A 19,859-nucleotide genomic window follows, 5' to 3' on the forward strand; every position below is an offset into this window, starting at 1 on the left:
GCCCGTCCGTTCGCCGCGCTGTTGCGAAATAAGCTGTTGTCCACCCAACGACCCCATGGCTGCCATGCGCCGAGGGTGATAGGCTCCGCGCCTCATCTAACCCGCCGCAAGGAGAAAGCCTCTGTCAGCCAGATCGGATCGCAAATCAATTTGTCAGGCGATTGCCGGAGTTGACGTCGGTCTGACTTACTTCGAGTTGGACGCAGAGCACATCATTGCTGGTCCGTTTGCGACCATGACGCCGTTTTGCTGGGTTTTCATCCGGAAGATGCGGGACGAATATCGGATCGATTACGATACTGGCGTGATCGTCGCGCGCGGCAAGCACATGAACCTGGAAATTCTTCAACACGATATCGCGGAGGGCGATTTCCTGTGGAAGCACAACGTGTATCCAAAGGAATTTTCTCCGCTTTCCATCACGGACAAAAGGCTTCCGTCCGACAGCCTGGTCTCCAGAATTCGCAGCTTCCTGCTAGACCATTCGAAGTCGGAAAAAGAGGCTGAGGCGTTTGCGCGGGCGGGAAATACCGAGTTCCTCAAGGATTGTCGTCGGCTCAAGTCCACGGCTTACAACACCAAGCTGCTTGCAAGGCTGGCAGACCGCTCGCGTTAGCTGAACAGTCCCCGGATCGCGCGCCAGATCGGCATCGGCGGGCGCCCCGCCAGCACGCGGACCTTGTCGAACAGCGTCGACTTGCCCGAATAGAACCGCGCGATCAGCGCATCGGGCAGGGTGTAGAAGCGTTCCAGCACGCGATACCGCTCATCCGGGCCCGCCGCCTTGAACAGCATCTTGGTGAGCATCCGATAGAAGCCGTCTGCCTGCCAATGGTCGAGGCTGGTCTTGCGGCTCATTTCGGCCAGAGCCGCTCCCGACAGGTCGGGCATCTCGGCGATGTGCGCAGCAAGCCGCACCGCATCGGGCAGCGAATAGCCGGTGAGGCCGTGGAACAGCGCCGCGCGCGTGCCTGCCTTGGCGACATCGCCGCCGGTCGATTGCCAGTATCCGCCGAAATCGCCGCCATAGACCACCGGCAGTGCGCCGGTCTCGGTGCGGCTGACGCGTTCGATCTGCCAGCCCTTGGCATCGGCATAGGCGCTGATCCGCGCCGACAGCGCCTGCGTGTCGAGGTCCGAAGTGTCGCTGTAATAGGTGTCCTCGACGAAGATCTCCATCGGGCTGATCGGCAGGCAATAGACGAAGCGATAGCCGTCCATCTGCTCGACCGTCGCGTCCATCACGATCGGGCGGGTGAGGCCGTGGGGTTCGCTAAGGTGCAGCATCTGCCCCATGAACTTCTGCCAGCCGCAGCGCAGATGGCGGACATTGCCCCCGCCGCGCGCATCGATCACGCCGCCGGCCTCGATCCGTGCGCCGTTTTCCAGCACGACATTGGTCTGGCTGGCCGCCAGCGCGCGGGTGCCGGTGACGATGTGATGCGCGGGCAGCGTTTCGCGCAGATATTCGTCGAACCGGTCGGACAGGATCGAATAATAGCTTTCTTCTAGCGCGCGCTCGTGCCCGGGAAACTTGACGTCGTAGCCGCGCCAGCCATGGCAGACCAAGGGCGCGACCAGCCAGCGATGCTTGTCCGCGACGTCGGGTCCGAAGAACGACCAGATATGGTTGCCGCCCAGCGATGCGCTCTCCTCGATCAGCAGCACGTCGAGCTCGGGCCGCTTGCGGCGCAGCGCGAGCGCGATCAGCCCGCCGGCCAGCCCGCCACCGAGGATCGCCACATCGCATTTGAGAGTCTTGCTGGAGAGATTGCGCGGAGATTTCATGTCCCACCCGCCCTAGCGCAGCCAGCGGCGCAGGGGAAGGGTTCAGGGACCGCTTTGCAGCGCAGCATAACCACGCTACAGCGTGACGATGCTCGGTTCCTCTCACATCGCGCTGTCGGCGCTGGCGATGACGCTGATTGTCGGTGTGCGCTATCTGCTGACCAGCGGCCTGTTTGCGTGGCTGACTGACAAGGTCCGCCCGGGGCTTTACAAGGGCATGAAGCCGCAGATCGGCCGGGAAATCCGCTGGTCGCTGTACAGCGCGGCGATCTATGGCATCCCCACCGGCGTAGTCGCTTGGGGCTGGCAGAACCATGGTTGGACGCAGGTCTATACCGACTGGAGCGCCTATCCCTTGTGGTATCTGCCGGTTTCGGTGATCGCCTATCTTTTTGCGCACGATACATGGTTTTACTGGACACATCGCTGGATGCACCAGCCCAGATGGTTCCGCATCGCGCATGCGGTGCACCATGACAGCCGCCCGCCCACCGCCTGGGCGGCGATGAGCTTTCACCCGATCGAGGCGCTCACCGGGGCAATCGTGATCCCCGTGCTGGTGTTCGTCATCCCCATCCATGCCGCGATGCTGGGGCTGGTGCTGGGTATCATGACGCTGATGGGGGTGACCAACCATATGGGCTGGGAGCTGTTTCCGCGCTGGCTTGTTCACGGGCCGTTAGGCAAGGGACTGATAACCGCCAGCCACCATCAGCACCACCATGCGCGCTACACCTGCAATTACGGGCTTTATTTCCGTTTCTGGGACAGGCTATGCGGTACGGACAAGGGGCTGGGGGAGTTCCCTGCAACGGGATCGCACAAGGGGCAGGCAAATGCGGCGCTCGACGCCGCGCGTTCTGCACATTCTGGGAGTTGATATGGTGGCATTGCCCAAGACTCTGGCGCTCGGCCTGGCCGCGCTGTCTGTCCTGCCGGGGGCCGCTCCGCTGAGCGATATCGACATCACCGTCGATCATCTGCGCTCGTCCAAGGGACTGCTCCAGCTTTGCCTGACCGCCAACGAACGCAGCTTTCCCGATTGCGAGGACGATCCTGCGGCGCGCCGGATGACGGCGCGAGCAAAGGATGGCGTCGCGCGCTTCTCCAACCTGCCCGCAGGCCAGTATGCACTCGCCATCGTCCACGACGAGAACGGCAACAGCAAGCTCGACACCTTTGCCGGTATTCCCAAGGAAGGCATCGGCTTCTCGCGCAATCCCAGCTTCAGCTTCGGCCCGCCGCGCTTTTCGCAGGTGGTCTTCGTGGCCCAGGGCGCAGGCACCAGCCAGCGGGTGAAGATCAAATACTATCTGTAGGCATCAGGCTGTCGGCCACAGTCGGCGCCTTCATCGCCCGCCATCCGCGTTGCGTTAACGAAATCTAAGCCAGCCGATCCTATCCTCGCTCCAAAGCCCCCTGTCTGCATGTCGCGACGGGAGCGAAGATGGGGTGTTCGATGCCAGCTGCCGAGCGAAATCCTGGGGTTCAGCCGCACGCACTGGCGTTTGAAAGGGGTGCGCTGTGAGCAACCTGACCCTCGCGCTGCATTATGGCGCCTTCGCCATCCTTGCCACCACGGCCAATCTGGGCACGCAATCGGCGATCCTCGCCTTTGACGACCAGGCGCTGGTTTACTACCTCGCGCTCGCCGCCGGGACCGGGGTCGGGCTGGTGGTCAAGTACCTGCTCGACAAGCGCTGGATCTTTGCCGATCACAGCCGCGGTGTTGCCGCCCATGCGCAGAAATTCTCGCTCTACACGCTGATGGGCGTGGTCACCACGCTGATCTTCTGGGGTACCGAGACCTTGTTCTGGTTCACCTGGCACACGCACGACGCGCGCGTCGCGGGCGCGTTGCTGGGGCTCGGCATCGGTTATTTCGTCAAGTATCAGCTCGACCGCCGCTTCGTGTTCAACACCAAGGCTGCGGGCACCGCGCCCTATGCCGTGGCCGCCGCTCCGCCGGCCTGAGGCCCGCCGCGTCCGACCGATCCATGACCCAGGCCTATCTTCACCCGATCGCAACCAGCCGTCTGCTGCTCAAGGCCGCGCTGACCGTTGCCGCCATGCTGCTGACCTTCGCGGCGATATCCTATCAGACCCCGGTTCCGCCGGGCAGCGACAAGACGGTGGTCGATTTCCACGCCTTTTATGTCGCGGGCAAGCTGGGCCAGGAAGGCCGGGCCAACGACAGCTACAACATGGCCAAGATGGAGGTCGCGCAAAAGGACTTCACCGGGGTCAAGGTGTTCATGCCGTGGACCTATCCGCCGCCGTTCACCCTGTTCGTCACCGCGCTGGCCGCGCTGCCGCTGGGATGGGCCTATGGCCTGTTCGTGGGGCTGACTTTGGCCTTCTACGTCACCGTGCTCAGGCGGATTGCGGGCGACCATCTGCCCGGCGTGATCGTCGCGATCCTGCCGGTGATCCTGCTCACCGTGATGACCGGACAGAACGGCTTTCTCACCGGCGCCCTGATCGGGACCTTCCTGCTCGCGCTGCAGCAGCGCAGCTCCCGGGCGGGCATTCCCCTGGGGCTGATGGTGATCAAGCCGCATCTGGCCGCGGCGATCTCGCTGCTCGCTCTGGTCGAGCGCCGCTGGCAGGCGATGTTCATCGCCGCCGGCATCGTCATCGCCGCGCTGGCGCTGCCGACTTTCATCTTCGGCCTGTCGATCTGGCCGGCGTTCCTCGATGGCGTACGCGAATCGAGCGCCTATCTGGCGCAGGGCAAATACCCGCTGTTCCGCATGACATCGATCTACGCCACCGCCCGAAGCGCGGGGCTGTCCTCGGACATGGCGTTTGCGGTGCACGGGGCATCCGCCGCGGGAGTGATCGCGCTGCTGTTCTATGGCTGGTGGCGCAAGCTGCCGCCGCAGCTGCTCGCCGCGAGCGCATGTGCCGCATCGCTGTTCGTCAGCCCGTACAATTATGATTACGACCTGTGCATCCTGGGCGTAGGGCTGGCCTTCGTCCTGCCCGGGCTGCTCGAACGCACCCGCCCGATCGAACAGTTCGCGCTGCTCGCCTTGTGCTGGGTCGGCACCGGCTATGGCCTGTTCACCGCCTTTGCGCAGGAGCCCGAGATCGCCGGCGTCGGCCGCGATCCGCTCTCGCTGATGGCGCCCCCGCTGCTGCTGCTGATCGCGCTGGTGGCACTGGCGATGCGGCGCGCGGTACGCGTGCGCGGCAGCGACATTCCCGCAACCATCGCAACCGATGCCTCCGCGCCGACCGCTGCGCCCCGGGCCCAGGCGAGCGAGCCCCGGCAGATCGAACTGGCCTGATCCCGCTCGCGGGTCAAACCGGTCCGCTGACAGCCGCCGCGGAACCTTCCGCCGGGTCACGCGCATCCTTGGCACACCCGCCAGGAGACGCCCCAATGCCCGATACCACCCACGCCCAGCAGCTCACCCACATCGCCAAGGCCATGCGGGACATCGATTTCGCGATGCTCAACACCCATGCCGAAGGCGGCGCGATCGGCGGGCGGCCGATGAGCAACAACCGCGAGGTCGATTACGACGGCGACAGCTATTACTTCACCTGGGAAGACTGCCGCATGGTCGACGACATCAAGCGCGACCCCAAGGTAGGCTTGTCGCTGCAGGGCAATACCTCGCTGTTCGGCAAGCCGGGCATCTTCATCGCGGTCGAGGGCACCGCCGACATCGTGCGCGACAAGGCGCAGTTCGCCAAGCACTGGAGCAAGGATCTCGAACGATGGTTCGAACAGGGCATCGACACCGAAGGCCTGGTCATGCTCCACGTCCGCGCGAGCCGGGTGGCGTATTGGGATGGCGAGGACGAGGGGGACTTCGTGGTGGGGTGACGGGGGCGCCTCGCACGGAGGTTCTCGCTCCTGCAGCGCCTATCGCACCAACGCGATTCCCGACAACCAGGCCCAGTTCAGCAGCAAAGAGACATCGGTCGCTATCTTCCATGCGCGCGATGCGCGCGACATGCCGCGCCTGAATGTCCAGTAGCGGACCATCACACTCACCACCGTCGAAAGCGCGACTATCGCGACGCCGATACGGGCAACGACAGCAGGAATGCCAGCGCGAAAAACTGGACCATCAGCGCGCTAACGAACCACACGATGGGCACAGCGCGATACGTCGCTTCCGGCAGGAAGCTGCCTATATCGGTCGAGCGAAAGCCAATATCTTCGTCCGGCGTTCGAGGCACGCCTGGGTCGATTTCGCGCGTCATCCGGCATGCCGGATTGGCGGGGCGGTCCTTGTCTCGAGTCATGATCCCCGAACCCGATGACCGTTTACCGGCAACCCCGTACCGGCACCTGCCCGAGGCGCACCTACAGAAGCAGGCCGCCCTGCAGAGCGGGGCTCCGGTGCGCGAATGCAAGCATCTGCGCTCACCAGATATTGAGGGTCATGTCGATCGTGGCTTCGCCCTCGCCCGAGCAGATGTAGACGATCTGCACCGGAACGATGCTTTTGCCGCGATATTTAGGTTCCACCACCAGGCGATCGATGGCCTTCAGATCGATCAGCCCGCTGACCCGGTCATTGGCAAAGTCGATCATCATCAGCGCGCCCGGAGGGACATAGCCGATGTTCTCCCGATCAGCCCGTCCGCCGAACCTTTTGGGGAAGAAGCGTATCCTGACCAGATCCCCGCGCTTGACCAGGGCTTCGGCCTGCGCGCGGCTGGTGACATGGGAAAAGTCCATCGGCATGGCTTGAGAGTCCTTGGGCGCCATGGTCCACGCGGGCGGGGTCATGACCGAGGCGGCGGAGAGCGCCAGCGCCAAAGCTATTTTGATACGCCTCACTGTTTCGCCCCCGGCTCTTGCTGCAGCTTCGCGCCGCGAGAGTGAGCATAAACCAGCGACTGGATTAGAAGCACCCTCTGCAGCGCTATTGCATCCGAAACGGAGCAGATGGCCGGCGACAACCTGCAGCGAGCCTGATCCAGACCTAAGTTACTGAAACGGTGGGTATCCATTACTATTCACGCAATGTCGTTTAGGGTTCCCCTGCTCAAGCTTTTCTACCGTCGATTGACTTGTTGGAAAATGTTGCTGATATGTTCTTGCCGATTTTCCTTTATGGAGCGGCACTATGCAGGGTTCGTCGGATGGCACGCGCAATGGCTTTGCAATATGGTTGCGAACGGGGCGCTGGCCTGATCGGGGAACGATTCGCGCGATTGAACGCAAGTTCAATCCCTGGCACGACCCGGAGAACGGTCGTTTCACCTTTGCCGGCACCGGGCGGCATTACGGGTCGGGCGGGCAGGGGCGTGCGGCACGACAGGCAAGCTCGCCGCCTCGTAGGCCTCCGCACCGGGTGGATGTTCAAGGCCATCCACCGCGCCGACCGGTTAGGGGCGAGGGTTCCTTCGGTGGCGGGGGTGCCAGTGGTTCATGGGACGCGAGAGGATCAACTGGTGGTCAGGTCAAGCCCAAGCCAAAACCGATTCCTCGAAGCGCGCCTGCGCAGGCTACCATCCTTACAGGACCGGTCAAACCGCGTCCATCCGTCAAGCCTGAACTGGCGCGGCCCGTCAGGACGCCAGGTTGGCGGAAGGTTGAACGCAATGGTTACCACTTTTCGCTGGATGAGAACGGCGATCCCCACAGGATTGAAGTTCCTGACCTCTCGATCGACGCCCGGACACCAAGGTCTAGATCGGCGCAGCGCAATGCCGGTAAGCCGGACCGGCTGCCGACGGATGACGGCGGCCATTTCATTGCGCACCGCTTCAATGGACCACGCGATGCCTTTAACCATTTCGCGCAGGACGCATCGATCAATCGCGGAAAGTATCGCGTCCTCGAACAAAAGTGGTTCGATGCCAAAGCCAAGGGTAAGCCCGTCAGTCTGGCCATGGACATAATTTATCCCAAGGGATCGAGGCGACCTGATCGGCTTCTCATTTGGTACAATATCGGTGGGCGCACGGAATTTGCTGAAGTACCTAATCGACCCAGCGCTATTCGAGCTCCAAAGAAGCGAAAGGGGAAACGGAAATGACCGAATGGCAGGTTGAAATGGCAGATATCATTTCTGAAATTGCCCGAAATCTGGTAGCGAAACATGGATCGGAAAACAGAGGAATTCTGCTTTTGAGCGGAATTTCTACAGACAGCATCACGTACAGTGTGTTTATTGGAAAAAAAGGCTATATTCAATATTGTAATGTCGTGGCTGATGACAGAGAAAATCTTGATCTTCTATGGGAGTTGGCATTCACACCTCCCCCGGCTAGCCGGTGTGAAGCTATCGAGATGTTTATAAAATCCGGAAAGCTCACCACAAACATTCTCTACGCTAAGGATATCGACCTTGAAAAAGATGAGTTTGAGGTCAGGGACGAAGTGGTCCATTCGTATTTCGGAGATGACAAAATTGTCTATCCGCCCATGCCCTTTGGCAGTTGGGAGCTTTAGTCTTTGTGATGTGACGCTTAAAGTTTGACAGGCGCTGGCCACTGTAAGTCATAGCTTGTTCAGCGCCTGACGACCCGCTCACGACCCAGCCTCCCGTCGTCCTCGTCAACCGCTACCCAACCCTCAAGCACACCCCTCGACATACGCCAGCGTCGGCATCATCCCTACATGAACCAGGCTGACTTTGCCCTCGGCGTCGATCTCGAAGCGCAGGCGCGGGTCGTTGCCGGGTTGGGTGAGGTATTTGGCGGGGGCGTCGACGTATTTGTGCGGCTCGGCGACGAATGAGGGGAAGGCTTTGCGCACATCGGCCTCGGTCGATCCGGAGCCGATGCCTTCGAGCAGTTTCGCCTCGGACTTGTTGCTCACCGTGATGCGGCGGACCACGCCCTCCTCGACGATCGCATAGGCGCCGGGCCAGTCGGGCGCGCTGATTTCGGTGCAGCCCTCGGAAATCTGCGCGCCGCGCGCGGCCCAGGGCGAGCCTGCGGGCACCGGTTTGCCGATCGTCAGTCCGCCAAAGCCTTCGAGCGTCAGCGTCTGCGCAGTGGCGATCGGCGGCGTTGGTGGCGCCGGGTCTGCCGCCTGAGGCGCATCCGCCACGACCACAGCATCCGGCCCCGGCGCGGCCCGCTCGGCTGCGGGTTCGGACCCGCAGCCCGCGAGCAGCAGCACCGCGAGCGATGCGGCTGCCAGCGCGGCCTTCACCGGCTCAATCATGCTCGCGGTCGCCCGCGCCCAGATACAGCTCGCGGCCCATGTCCTCGTAAAGCTGGCTCATCTCCGCCATGCCCTTGAGCGCGGCTTCCTTGCTTGCCGCTGCCGTCTCCGCCCCGCTCGGCCCGGTGGCGATGAAGCCCTCTACCCCCTGGTTCTGCTTGGTCGCGAAGTCGCGGACTTCCTGGCTGATCTGCATCGAGCAGAATTTGGGCCCGCACATGCTGCAGAAATGCGCGGTCTTCGCCCCTTCTGCGGGCAGCGTCTGGTCGTGATACTGTTCCGCCGTGTCGGGATCGAGGCTGAGGTGGAACTGGTCGCGCCAGCGGAATTCGAAGCGCGCCTTGCTCAGCGCATCGTCGCGCACCTGCGCTGCCGGGTGGCCCTTGGCAAGATCGGCGGCGTGCGCGGCGAGCTTGTAGGTGACCACGCCGACCTTGACGTCGTCGCGATCGGGCAGGCCCAGATGCTCCTTGGGCGTGACGTAGCAGAGCATCGCGGTGCCATACCAGCCGATCTGCGCCGCGCCGATGCCGCTGGTGATATGGTCATATCCCGGCGCGATGTCGGTGGTGAGCGGGCCCAAGGTGTAGAACGGCGCCTCGCCGCACACCTCGAGCTGCTTTTCCATGTTTTCCTTGATCTTGTGCATCGGCACATGGCCGGGCCCTTCGATCATCACCTGCACGTCGGATTTCCACGCGCGGTGGGTCAGCTCGCCCAGCGTGTAGAGCTCGCTGAACTGCGCCTCGTCATTGGCATCGGCGATCGATCCCGGGCGCAGGCCATCGCCCAGCGAATAGGCGATGTCGTACGCCTTCATGATCTCGGTGATCTCGTCGAAATGCTCGTAGAGGAAGCTTTCCTTGTGATGCGCCAGGCACCATTTCGCCATGATCGAACCGCCGCGCGAGACGATGCCGGTGACGCGCTTGGCCGCCATCGGGATATAGGCGAGGCGGACCCCGGCGTGGATCGTGAAATAGTCCACACCCTGTTCGGCCTGTTCGATCAGCGTGTCGCGGAAGATCTCCCAGGTCAGCTCCTCGGCGACGCCGCCGACCTTTTCCAGCGCCTGATAGATCGGCACGGTGCCGATCGGCACGGGGCTGTTGCGCAGGATCCATTCGCGGGTGTCGTGTATGTTGCGCCCGGTGGAGAGATCCATCACGGTGTCCGCGCCCCAGCGGATCGACCAGACCATCTTGTCGACCTCGGAGGCTACGTTCGATGCGACCGCGCTGTTGCCGATATTGGCGTTGATCTTGACCAGGAAGTTGCGGCCGATCGCCATCGGCTCGCTTTCGGGGTGGTTGATGTTGCTGGGGATGATCGCGCGGCCGCGCGCGACCTCGTCGCGGACGAACTCGGGCGTCACGTAATCGGGGATCGAGGCGCCGAAGCTGTTGCCGTCGCGCCTGTATTCGGCGAGGCGTTCGCGGCCCAGGTTCTCGCGCTCGGCAACATATTCCATTTCCGGCGTGATGATGCCGCGGCGGGCATAATGCATCTGGCTGACGTTCATGCCGGGCTTCGCGCGGAGCACCTGCTTGCGGACGTTGGGGAAGGCGGGCACGCCGCCCGACCGATCGGGGCCGAGCTGGCCGTTGTCTTCGGGCTTGACCTCGCGCTGGTCGACCACCTCGACATCGCCGCGATTCCAGATCCAGTCGCGGCGCAGCTCGGGCAGGCCTGCGGAAATGTCGATATGCGCTTCTGCGTCGGTGTACGGGCCCGAGGTGTCGTAGACGCGGACGGACGGCTCGCCACCGGCGAGATCGATCTCGCGCATCGCAACGCGGATGCCGCTGCCCGATTTGGTGGCAACATGCACCTTGCGGCTGCCGCGGATGGGGCCGGTGGTAACGCCGATTTCGGTGCGTGCGTGGATATCTGCCATGGGTAAACTCTCCTTGGTCGACGGGAGAGCGGACGCGGGCGGATGGTAAAAACGCCGCTCCCTCCCTCCGCCGGTATCAGCCGGTTCAGGTTCAACGGGTCGTGGGGCGCAACGCCCACCTCTCAGCCGCTCGGCTCCCCGGGGATGGGCGGGAGATTAGGGGGTCCGGTGCGGCTTGACCAGAGAAATCCGCTTGCGCGCACTGTATTGCCGCTATAACACAGCGATATGCTGAAGTTGACACAGATATCACGATCCTATGGCCGCAAGACGGTGCTGGATGCGGTTTCCGCGAGCTTTCCGGTGGGGCTCACCCTGTTGGTCGGGCCGAGCGGGGCGGGCAAGTCCACGCTGTTGCGGCTGATCGCCACGGCGGAAAAGCCCAACAAGGGGGAAGTTGCTTGGGATGGCGCCGCGCTGCCGGGCGCACGGCAGGCGCTGCGCGCCACATTGGGCTATGCCCCGCAGGCGGTCGAACTGCCCGATGATCTGACCGCGCGCGAATTCGCGCTGCACATGGCCGCGCTGAAGGGGCTGGATGCGCGCGAGGCAGATGTGCAGTTCGGAGCGATCACCGAGCGGATCGGGCTGCACGCCGATATCAACAACCGCATCTCGACCTTCTCAGGCGGCATGCGGCGGCGGCTGATTTTCGCGCAGGCTATGCTGGGCGCACCCCGGCTGCTGGCGCTGGATGAACCCACGGCAGAACTGGACGGCGAGACTACAGCGCGGCTGAGCGAGCTGATCGTCGAACGCGCCCGCGAGGCGGTGGTGGTGATGACCACGCACCTCGCCGATGCGCTGGCTCCGGCAGCGGTTCAGGTGCTGCGCGTCGATCAGGGCAGGGTCGTGCCGGCATGATTGCAGGGCCGCAAACCGGCGCGGTGCTCCGGTCGTCGCTCGTCACCAGCCTGATCCGCTATCAGCGCAGTTGGGGCCTGTGGCTGCTGCTGCTGATCGCGCCCGTGGGCGCGCGCTTCATGATATCGGATGAAAGCGGCAAGGGCATCGCGATTGCGGTGAACGATCAGCTTCCGGTGCTGACCTCGCCGGTGCTGGGCGTGTGGCTGGGCATCGTGGTGACGACGCTGCTGCTGCCCGCAGGCTATATCTATCTGCGCGCCAACACCAACCGCCGCCAGCCCTGGCAGGTTGAAGAGGTGACCGCCGCGCCGCGCGTTGCGATGCTGATGGGGCGATTTCTCGCTGATGCTGCGGTGCTGCTCGCGTCGCTGGGCACGCTGACCGTCGCAGGCTGGTTCCTGGGCTGGCTGATGGTCACGGGCCCCTGGCAGCCCTGGTTGATCGCCTATGCCCTGTGGCTAGTGGCGGCGCCCGCTTTGATCGGGCTAGCGGCGCTGCGCATCATATTCGATGCGGTGCCATGGCTGCGCGGTGCGCTGGGTGACCTGTGCTATTTCTTCATCTGGATGTTTTCGCTCGTCGCGCCGATCATAACTGCGGACCAGCCATCCAGCCTGGCTGCCAACATGCTGGATTATGGCGGCTTTGTCCGTCCGCTTGTCGGTCCTCAGCCTGCGGACAACAGCAACATCATCATCGGCGCGCCCCGCGATCTCGGCGCGGGGCGGATTGCGCTGGACGTGATGGCCGGGCTGCATGCGCCCGGCTACGTCGCTGCGCGCCTGGGCTGGGTCGCCGTTGCGTTTGCCTTGGTGCTGCTCGCAGGTGGGATCTACCGCCCGCACCGGTCGAGACGCAGCCAGGCCCGGCAGGGGCGGATTGCCCGGCTGCTGTCTGCGGGGCCGCCAGCCCCGGCGCAGAGCGATGCACCCCCCGCAAAAGCTGCACGATCGCGCCTTGCGGGGCTGGTGATAGCAGAGGCCCGGCTGATCGGTGCGGGGCGGCTTTTCCTGCTGCTCGCCGCCGCCGCTGCGCTTGCAGGTCTGTACGGGGACTATCGCCATGTCGGCAGCCCGCTTGCGCTGTTGCTGCTCATCTTTGGCCTCAGCGCGCATGCCGGGCGCAGCGAGGCGCGCGGCCTGCTCAAGCTTGCGCTGACCACCCCGATGTCGCCTGCTGTCCGGCGCTTCGCCTTCGTGCTGGCAGGAACGGGCTGGTCGCTGCTGCTCGCGGTTCCTGCAGCAGCAGCGCGCGGATCGGCAGACCCGCTGCTGCTGGCGCTGGCAAGCGGAGGTGCCGCCTCGGTTGTTGCGATCGCGCTGGCGGCGCTGACGGGTTCGTCGTTTGCCCCGCGCGTCGTGCTGCTGATCGGCTGGTACGTCTATCTGTCCAGCTAGCGCCTGAACATTCGTCCTGGCCCTGTGACCCGCTGCATTGCCGCTGTCACAGTCGCACGATAATCTTCCGCCAACACCCACCATCAGGAGCCCATCATGCCCGCGCACGAAATCGACTACGAAATCAAGGGACAGGAACTGCAGTTCGTCGAAATCGAGCTCGACCCCGGCGAGAGTGCGGTGGCCGAAGCAGGGGCGATGGTGTGGAAGGATGCCAGCATCGAGATGACCACGGTGTTCGGCGATGGCAGCGCCAACCAGGGTGGCGGCTTCATGGGGGCGCTGCTCGGCGCGGGCAAGCGTCTGGTCACCGGCGAGAGCCTGTTCACCACAGTGTTCACGCACACCGGATCGGGCAAGGCGCGCGTCGCCTTCGGCGCACCGACCCCGGGCAACATCCTGCCGCTCGACCTCACGCGTTATGGCGGCCGGTTGATCTGCCAGAAGGACAGCTTCTTGGCGGCGGCCAAGGGCGTGTCTATCGGCATTCACTTTCAGAAGCGCATCCTCACCGGGCTGTTCGGCGGCGAGGGCTTCATCATGCAGAAGCTCGAGGGCGATGGCATGGTGTTCGTGCAGATGGGCGGCGCGCTGATCGAGCGCGAGCTGGCGCCCGGCGAAGAGCTGCATGTCGATACCGGCTGCGTTGCGGCGTTCACTTCGAGCGTGGATTTCGATCTGATCTCGGCCGGCGGAATCAAGTCGTCGCTGTTCGGCGGCGAGGGGCTGTTCTTCGCACGGCTGCGCGGTCCGGGCCATGTGTGGATCCAGTCGCTGCCGTTCTCGCGGCTCGCCGGACGGATGTTGGCTGCGGCAGGCAGCCGGGGCGGGCCGAACCGCGGCGAGGGCTCGGCGCTCGGATCGCTGGGCGATCTGATCAGCGGCAACTGAGTCGCGTCAGGGCGCAGCCGGATCCATCCCCGCCTGGCGCAGCATCGTGTCGATCTGCCGGGCGGGGTCGGCCAGCTTCTGGCTGGTGATCGCGGTGATCGTGGCCAGCGTCGGCGCGCTGAGGCCAGTGCGGCGCGCGGCATCGAGAAAGCTGCGGCCGTTCCAGGGCGTGCCCGCGCGCACGGTGGCGAAGAAGCGGCGGTTGACGTCGTGCAGGCTGCGGGCACCGCCCGATCCGCGCCGGACATCGGCGTCGATCGCCAGCGCGATCAGCATGCCGCACTGATAGTGTAGATCGAACTTGCCCGCGCGCGACGCCGCGTTCAGCGCGACCTCGGCGAGCCCCGCAGCACAGGCCTTGCGCGCCTCGACAATGCGCCGGGTGACATAGCTGCGTTCGGTGTCGCTGCGGCCGCGCATCACCAGCGCCGCCATCGCGTCGGCGCCGCCCTCATGGATCCACGCCTGCGAATCGGGGCCGATCACGTCGTTTGTCCCCGCGCGCTGGAAGAAATGCGCGGCCTCGTGCGCGAAGAACCAGTCGAGCCACACCACATCGCCCAGCCGGATCGGCTTGCGCCAGCCATCGCCGTAAAGGTGGATGAACACCTGGCCGGGCAGCGTCCCGCCCTGGCTGGAGAGGCTGGTGCCCGATGGTGGCTTGGGATCGAGCGAGACATAGAGTTCGGGGGTGATCGACAGCGGGCCGTAGATGGCGGCGAAGTCGCGCATCGATTGCGGCAGCGATTCGAGCAGATGGTCGCGCAGCACAGGTTGCAGCGCCGGGTCGACGATCGCGAGAAAGCCCGAGGTGGGGACCGGCTGGGCGCTGCCGATATAGACGTTCGTTCCTTCCTCGCGGCTGACAAAGGCGGCGGTGTTCGCGCTGCGCTTGCCGCCCACCCCGATCGTTTCGCCTTCCGCCGCGATGGACACGGCGAGTGGCTCGGTACCCTTGCAGGGCAGCGCGGGGCAGGCCTGGAAGTGCCCCGAATAGACCAGCACCCCGCCATCGCTGAACGGGGAAAACGGCGCATAGGCCTTTTCGAGCGCGCTGTAGCGCACGGGGATGTCGAGGCTCAGCCGCGCGAACGGCTTGCCGTCGGTGCGTTCGATCCGCTCGCCATCGCCCTCGCGCACCCAGCGGAATTCACCCGGCAGGCTCTTCCAGTCCCGGGCGCGATAGCCATCGAGCGGGGGCGCGAAATGCAGCGCGCGGGTCGGGCGGGCCAGCCGGTATTCGGCCTGGACGCTGTCGCCCGACGACCGGGTGATGTGCAGGCTGACCGGCGGCGTCCGCGCTGCGACGGACGCGGCGGGTCCCGCCGGGGCAGGCAGTGCAGAGCCGGACGTGCCGGCCAGCGCCAGCGCTGCAAACCCGGTCAGCGCGCGTGGTAATGTCCGGCCCATACATCCCCCTCCTGGTCAGCGTGATCGGCCTGCCGCCAGGCTGACCAGAAGGGCTTCTAGGCGATCAGAAGGTGTAGGTCACGCCCATGCCGCCGAAGAACTGGTCTGCATCGCCGCGGATGGCGACGATCGGGCTGTCGGCGATGTCGCCCTGCAGCCGCGAATAGCTGCCCAGCACGAACACGCCCCAGCCGCCATCGAGCGCATTGCCCGAAAGGTCCAGGCCGACCAGTGCGCTGGTGCCGATCGACTTGAGGCCGCCGCCCGCGCGATAGCGGGGCAGGCCCGATGCCGCGCTGCCCGCGGCGTCGACGCTGAAGTAATAATCGGCAAAATCGCCATCGACCAAATCGGCCGAGGCCGAGATGTTGACCACGCCCTTGGTGCCGAGCAGGCGGTTGTAGCTGACCTGCGGGGTGACGATTGCGCCCGAATGCGCGCCCGAAATGTCGAACACCGCATCAGCCTGGAAGGTCAGGCTGTCGAAGCGGTTGAAGATGCGGTTGATCTTGACCCCGCCGGCGGCACCGGTCTCGACCGCGATCGGGCGACTGCCGAGGCGCTTGACCACCGCGTCGCGGATGCGGTTGTTGCGCTCGATGCGCGCGCGGATCACGGGACCTGCGATATATTCCACCTTGGGCAGCACCGGGTCCTTGATCAGATCGACGAACAGTCCGGGGCCGCGCGCGCCGAAATTATAGCCCTTGTAGCTGCCCTGGACGACCGGCGCGGGGAAGAACACGTACTGGTTCGACCCCTCATAGCTGGGCACCATCCCGGCACCCAGGCCGACGGTCATGTAGAAATCCTTGGCGAACACCGATTGCGACATGCGCGCGGCCTTGGCGAGCAGCCGGAGCTCCTCGGGTGTGGGGCCATAGGGCTTGGCTGCATCCGGAGCAGGCGATGGCGTCGCCTGGGCAAGGTCGACAGGGCCCATGTCGGCGGTGTCTGCTGTGGCATTCGGGGAAGGCTGGGCTGCGCTTTGTGCAAGGGCGGCGCTGCTGCCGCCGGCGACCAGAGCCAGGGCGGTAAGGGTCTTGAAGATCATCGAGGGCATCCTGTATTTAATTGCCCCCCGGCTGCTGTAAGCACCCGGGGAGGTGTCGTCGCAGCGCGTGCTGCATTGCAACAAATTGCGGCATGATTTGGGCCGACTTCCGATTTCCACAAGAGGCAGTCATTTGTAATTATATTTACATCATGACAGGCGGATTGGCGCTTTCTGATAGGGCAAGACACGAAATGTTGCACTGCACATTAGGATAGGCAGGGGTTCGGGCGTATTCCCGCATCATCAGATGTCAAGTTATGACACCTCGTGATTCGCAGAAGGAAGACGTCCCATGCCCTATACCGATCAAATCCGCGCAAATGAGCAGCTTATCGGCTCCAAGCAGGGTCGCTGGACCGGCATCGATGCCGAGTCGGTCGCGCGCATGCAACTGCAGAACCGTTTCCGCACCGGGCTCGACATTGCCCGTTACACCGCCAAGATCATGCGCGAGGACATGGCCGCTTATGATGCGGATTCGTCGCAGTACACCCAGTCGCTGGGCTGCTGGCACGGTTTCATCGCGCAGCAGAAGATGATCTCGATCAAGAAGCACTTCGGCACCACCAAGCGCAAGTATTTGTACCTGTCGGGCTGGATGGTCGCGGCGCTGCGCAGCGATTTCGGACCGCTGCCCGATCAGTCGATGCACGAGAAGACCAGCGTGCCTGCGCTGATCGAAGAGCTCTACACCTTCCTGCGTCAGGCCGATGCACGCGAACTCGACCTGCTGTTCACCGGCATCGACAAGGCGCGTGCCGCTGGCGACAGCGCAAAGGAAAAGGAGCTGCTTGCGCAGGTCGACAATTTCCAGACGCATGTCGTTCCGATCATCGCCGACATCGACGCCGGTTTCGGTAACGCCGAAGCCACCTATCTTCTCGCCAAGAAGATGATCGAAGCGGGTGCCTGCGCGCTGCAGATCGAAAATCAGGTGTCGGACGAAAAGCAGTGCGGTCACCAGGACGGCAAGGTTACCGTGCCGCATGAGGACTTCCTCGCGAAGATCCGCGCCTGCCGTTATGCGTTCCTCGAACTGGGCGTCGAAGACGGCATCATCGTTACCCGCACCGACTCGCTGGGCGCGGGCCTCACCAAGCAGATCGCGGTCAGCAACGAGCCGGGCGATCTGGGCGACCAGTACAACAGCTTCCTCGATTGCGAGGAAATCGACCCCGCCACCGCGCGCAACGGCGATGTCATCATCAACCGCAACGGCAAGCTGCTGCGTCCCAAGCGTCTGCCTTCCAACCTGTTCCAGTTCCGCGAAGGCACCGGCGAGGACCGCTGCGTTCTCGACAGCATAACTTCGCTGCAGAACGGCGCCGACCTGCTGTGGATCGAGACCGAAAAGCCCCACGTCGAGCAGATCGCCGGCATGATGGACCGCGTCCGCGAGGTCATTCCCAACGCCAAGCTGGTCTACAACAACTCGCCGTCGTTCAACTGGACGCTGAACTTCCGCCAGCAGGTCTATGATGCGATGGTGTCCGAAGGTCTCGACGTGTCAGAGTACGACCGTGCCCAGCTGATGGACGCCAAGTATGACGATACCGAACTCGGCATCGCCGCCGACAAGCGCATCCGCACCTTCCAGGCCGATGGTGCCAAGCGCGCAGGCATCTTCCACCACCTGATCACGCTGCCGACCTATCACACCGCAGCGCTTTCGACCGACAACCTGGCCAAGGAATATTTCGGCGAGGCGGGCATGCTGGGTTACGTTCTGGGCGTGCAGCGCCAGGAACTGCGCCAGGGCATCGCCTGCGTGAAGCACCAGAACATGTCGGGCAGCGACATCGGCGATGCGCACAAGGAGTATTTCGCCGGGGAAGCCGCGCTGAAGGCTGGCGGCGTCAACAACACCATGAACCAGTTCGGCTAATCCGGATGGGTCAGAATAACCGATAGAGTTTTCCTGGGGAGGAAAAGGACCAACCCGCCGGTGGCAACGCCGGCGGGTTTTTCCTTGTGATGCGCAACTGCCCGCATGCTATGGTCGCCTTATACGGCAATCTTGGGGGGCGACGATGGCACGGGTTCTGGGACTGGGTGGTCTGTTCTTCAAGTCGGCGGATCCGGCGGCCACCTGCGCATGGTACCGCCGGGTGCTCGGGCTCGAGTTCGGTGAATGGGGCGGGGTGGTGTTCACGCCGGATGCCGCCGCCGCGCACCCGGGAGCCGGCACCGTCTTCTCGCCCTTCAGCGCTGACACCGACTATTTTTCGCCATCGGAAAAGGACTTCATGTTCAACCTGATGGTCGATGATCTCGATGCGATGCTCGTGCGCTGCGCCGCCGAGGGGGTGCAGCCGGCGAAGCTGTTTCCGCCCGCACCCAATGGCCGCTTCGCACACATCATGGATCCCGACGGGCGCAAGATCGAACTTTGGCAACCGAGCCCGATGGAGGGTTGAGCGCGGCATTTCCCAACTAGTGTGAGAATCGCGCAGCATGGCGATTTCGCACAGTTGGCCACGCGGTGTTCAAGCAGCCGCACCAGCTTGATCAAACCGGGGCGGATGATAGGCTCGCGCCATGCTGAAGCCCCCGGACCCCGCGCCGCAACCCCAAACCCTGCTTCCGCCACCCAGTGCGCTGACGCTGTGGCTGTGCGGAGTGGCAGGCGCGTGGCTGATGTATTTTGCGGTGTTCCTGCAGGTGCCCCAGGCTAGCCTGGGGAATGCCGCCATCAATGCGCTGGCCAATGTCGCGCCGCTCGCCTTGCTTGCCGCTGGAGCGCACCTGCTGATCAAGCGGCATGTGATGCGGCTGTCTGTCCCGGCTCAGATCATCAGCCATGTGCTGATCGGTTCGGCGTTCGCTGCGACATGGTTTGCGCTGGTTACGCTGACGCTGGCGCTGGTCGGCTATGTGCAGCGTGGGCAGTTCGATCTGTCGGGCTTAACCGGAGGCGCGTTCATCTGGCAGAACCTGCAAGGGCTGGTGCTCTACTGGGCGCTTGCCGCCACCACCTATGCGGTGCGTGGCGGGCGGTCCGCGGCGCCGGTCACCATCGTTTCCGCGCCCCCGCTTGAACGCTATCTGACCCGCAAGGGCGACGACATCGCGCCGGTCCATGTGCGCGATATCATCGTGATCGCGGGCGCGCAGGATTATGCCGAGGTCACCACGCTGACCGACACGCATCTGGTGCGCATGAGCCTGAGCGAGTTCGAGCAGCGGCTCGATCCGCAGCGCTTCATCAGGGTCCACCGCTCGCGGATCATCAACATCGACCACCTCGATTATGCCGAGCCCGCCGGGGCGGGGCGCCTGATCGCGCACATGACCGATGGCACCACTGTTGCGCTCAGCCGGACAGGCTCACAAAGTTTGCGCGCATTGATCGTCTGACGGGTCCGTTCGCAGGATCGATCTGTCCGTTCACGGCATAATTCCCACTCG

Annotated in this window: 21 protein-coding genes and 1 riboswitch; of the genes, 14 read left to right on the forward strand and 7 right to left on the reverse strand. The window is 64.0% G+C overall.

Going from position 1 to position 19,859, the window contains the following annotated elements:
* Nucleotides 1–196 precede the first annotated feature (196 nt).
* A complete protein-coding gene (locus tag IP68_RS05135; protein ID WP_054133905.1) occupies nucleotides 197–616 on the forward strand; it encodes a hypothetical protein in 420 nt (139 codons plus the stop codon).
* On the opposite strand, the gene crtY is transcribed toward IP68_RS05135, so the two are convergent.
* The gene (crtY, locus tag IP68_RS05140; RefSeq protein ID WP_054133906.1) at nucleotides 613–1,788 is read right to left on the reverse strand and encodes a lycopene beta-cyclase CrtY; all 1,176 of its coding nucleotides are present in this window, start codon (nucleotides 1,786–1,788) and stop codon (nucleotides 613–615) included. The genes IP68_RS05135 and crtY overlap by 4 nt on opposite strands.
* Before the next feature lie 88 nt (nucleotides 1,789–1,876).
* Between crtY and IP68_RS05145 the strand changes: the two genes are divergently transcribed.
* The 5 genes from IP68_RS05145 to IP68_RS05165 all read left to right on the forward strand — a co-directional run bounded on the left by IP68_RS05145 (nucleotide 1,877) and on the right by IP68_RS05165 (nucleotide 5,626).
* The gene (locus tag IP68_RS05145; RefSeq protein ID WP_054133907.1) at nucleotides 1,877–2,668 is read left to right on the forward strand and encodes a sterol desaturase family protein; all 792 of its coding nucleotides are present in this window, start codon (nucleotides 1,877–1,879) and stop codon (nucleotides 2,666–2,668) included.
* Nucleotide 2,669: 1 nt separating this feature from the next.
* The gene (locus tag IP68_RS05150; protein ID WP_069050800.1) at nucleotides 2,670–3,107 is read left to right on the forward strand and encodes a DUF2141 domain-containing protein; all 438 of its coding nucleotides are present in this window, start codon (nucleotides 2,670–2,672) and stop codon (nucleotides 3,105–3,107) included.
* Between the two features lie 205 nt (nucleotides 3,108–3,312).
* Nucleotides 3,313–3,762, forward strand: a complete 450-nt coding sequence (locus IP68_RS05155; protein ID WP_054133908.1) for a GtrA family protein — start codon at nucleotides 3,313–3,315, stop codon at nucleotides 3,760–3,762.
* A 23-nt stretch (nucleotides 3,763–3,785) separates the two neighbouring features.
* On the forward strand, nucleotides 3,786–5,081 hold the full coding sequence (locus tag IP68_RS05160) for a glycosyltransferase family 87 protein (protein ID WP_054133909.1): 1,296 nt from the start codon (nucleotides 3,786–3,788) through the stop codon (nucleotides 5,079–5,081).
* A 95-nt stretch (nucleotides 5,082–5,176) separates the two neighbouring features.
* Nucleotides 5,177–5,626 carry a pyridoxamine 5'-phosphate oxidase family protein gene (locus tag IP68_RS05165; protein ID WP_054133910.1) on the forward strand — a complete coding sequence of 150 codons (450 nt, stop codon included), beginning with the start codon at nucleotides 5,177–5,179 and terminating at the stop codon, nucleotides 5,624–5,626.
* A gap of 188 nt (nucleotides 5,627–5,814) precedes the next feature.
* Here the strand turns inward: IP68_RS05165 and IP68_RS05170 are convergent, their stop codons facing one another.
* Nucleotides 5,815–6,009: a hypothetical protein gene (locus IP68_RS05170; protein WP_054133911.1), complete on the reverse strand. Its 195-nt coding sequence runs from the start codon at nucleotides 6,007–6,009 to the stop codon at nucleotides 5,815–5,817.
* A gap of 163 nt (nucleotides 6,010–6,172) precedes the next feature.
* Nucleotides 6,173–6,592 carry a hypothetical protein gene (locus tag IP68_RS05175; RefSeq protein WP_156317953.1) on the reverse strand — a complete coding sequence of 140 codons (420 nt, stop codon included), beginning with the start codon at nucleotides 6,590–6,592 and terminating at the stop codon, nucleotides 6,173–6,175.
* Nucleotides 6,593–6,881: 289 nt separating this feature from the next.
* Here IP68_RS05175 and IP68_RS20580 point away from each other — a divergent pair, with 289 nt between their 5' ends.
* Both IP68_RS20580 and IP68_RS05180 read left to right on the forward strand, forming a co-directional pair.
* Entirely contained in the window at nucleotides 6,882–7,796 is a 915-nt protein-coding gene (locus IP68_RS20580) for a DNA/RNA non-specific endonuclease (RefSeq protein ID WP_082382146.1), read from the forward strand.
* Nucleotides 7,793–8,212 carry a hypothetical protein gene (locus tag IP68_RS05180; protein ID WP_054133913.1) on the forward strand — a complete coding sequence of 140 codons (420 nt, stop codon included), beginning with the start codon at nucleotides 7,793–7,795 and terminating at the stop codon, nucleotides 8,210–8,212. Before IP68_RS20580 ends, IP68_RS05180 begins: the two co-directional genes overlap by 4 nt.
* 123 nt (nucleotides 8,213–8,335) lie before the next feature.
* Here IP68_RS05180 and IP68_RS05185 read toward each other — a convergent pair whose 3' ends face one another.
* Together IP68_RS05185 and thiC are read right to left on the reverse strand one after the other, a co-directional pair.
* Entirely contained in the window at nucleotides 8,336–8,932 is a 597-nt protein-coding gene (locus IP68_RS05185) for a hypothetical protein (RefSeq protein ID WP_231683751.1), read from the reverse strand.
* Nucleotides 8,925–10,829, reverse strand: coding sequence for a phosphomethylpyrimidine synthase ThiC (gene thiC / locus IP68_RS05190; protein ID WP_054133914.1), 1,905 nt, complete (start codon nucleotides 10,827–10,829; stop codon nucleotides 8,925–8,927). Before thiC ends, IP68_RS05185 begins: the two co-directional genes overlap by 8 nt.
* Before the next feature lie 45 nt (nucleotides 10,830–10,874).
* Nucleotides 10,875–10,980: riboswitch (TPP riboswitch) on the reverse strand.
* Between the two features lie 77 nt (nucleotides 10,981–11,057).
* Between thiC and IP68_RS05195 the strand changes: the two genes are divergently transcribed.
* From IP68_RS05195 to IP68_RS05205, 3 genes are all read left to right on the forward strand, one after another.
* Entirely contained in the window at nucleotides 11,058–11,693 is a 636-nt protein-coding gene (locus IP68_RS05195; protein WP_054133915.1) for an ATP-binding cassette domain-containing protein, read from the forward strand.
* Nucleotides 11,690–13,093, forward strand: a complete 1,404-nt coding sequence (locus IP68_RS05200; RefSeq protein WP_054133916.1) for a hypothetical protein — start codon at nucleotides 11,690–11,692, stop codon at nucleotides 13,091–13,093. Before IP68_RS05195 ends, IP68_RS05200 begins: the two co-directional genes overlap by 4 nt.
* Before the next feature lie 96 nt (nucleotides 13,094–13,189).
* A complete protein-coding gene (locus tag IP68_RS05205) occupies nucleotides 13,190–13,984 on the forward strand; it encodes a TIGR00266 family protein (RefSeq protein ID WP_054133917.1) in 795 nt (264 codons plus the stop codon).
* Nucleotides 13,985–13,990: 6 nt separating this feature from the next.
* Here the strand turns inward: IP68_RS05205 and IP68_RS05210 are convergent, their stop codons facing one another.
* Both IP68_RS05210 and IP68_RS05215 read right to left on the reverse strand, forming a co-directional pair.
* Complete coding sequence (locus tag IP68_RS05210; protein WP_054133918.1) at nucleotides 13,991–15,394, reverse strand: hypothetical protein; 1,404 nt, start codon at nucleotides 15,392–15,394, stop codon at nucleotides 13,991–13,993.
* A gap of 64 nt (nucleotides 15,395–15,458) precedes the next feature.
* A complete protein-coding gene (locus IP68_RS05215) occupies nucleotides 15,459–16,448 on the reverse strand; it encodes a MipA/OmpV family protein (protein ID WP_197275736.1) in 990 nt (329 codons plus the stop codon).
* Between the two features lie 295 nt (nucleotides 16,449–16,743).
* On the opposite strand from IP68_RS05215, the gene IP68_RS05220 reads away from it, so the two are divergent.
* The 3 genes from IP68_RS05220 (at nucleotide 16,744) to IP68_RS05230 (ending at nucleotide 19,808) form a co-directional block, all read left to right on the forward strand.
* The gene (locus IP68_RS05220) at nucleotides 16,744–18,336 is read left to right on the forward strand and encodes an isocitrate lyase (protein WP_054133920.1); all 1,593 of its coding nucleotides are present in this window, start codon (nucleotides 16,744–16,746) and stop codon (nucleotides 18,334–18,336) included.
* A gap of 145 nt (nucleotides 18,337–18,481) precedes the next feature.
* Nucleotides 18,482–18,868 (forward strand): VOC family protein, encoded by a 387-nt coding sequence (locus tag IP68_RS05225; protein ID WP_054133921.1) that lies wholly within the window; start codon nucleotides 18,482–18,484, stop codon nucleotides 18,866–18,868.
* 121 nt (nucleotides 18,869–18,989) lie between these two features.
* Entirely contained in the window at nucleotides 18,990–19,808 is an 819-nt protein-coding gene (locus IP68_RS05230) for a LytTR family DNA-binding domain-containing protein (protein ID WP_054133922.1), read from the forward strand.
* Nucleotides 19,809–19,859 lie beyond the last annotated feature (51 nt).

It is taken from the genome of Blastomonas sp. AAP25 (assembly GCF_001295965.1).
GTDB lineage: Bacteria > Pseudomonadota > Alphaproteobacteria > Sphingomonadales > Sphingomonadaceae > Blastomonas > Blastomonas fulva.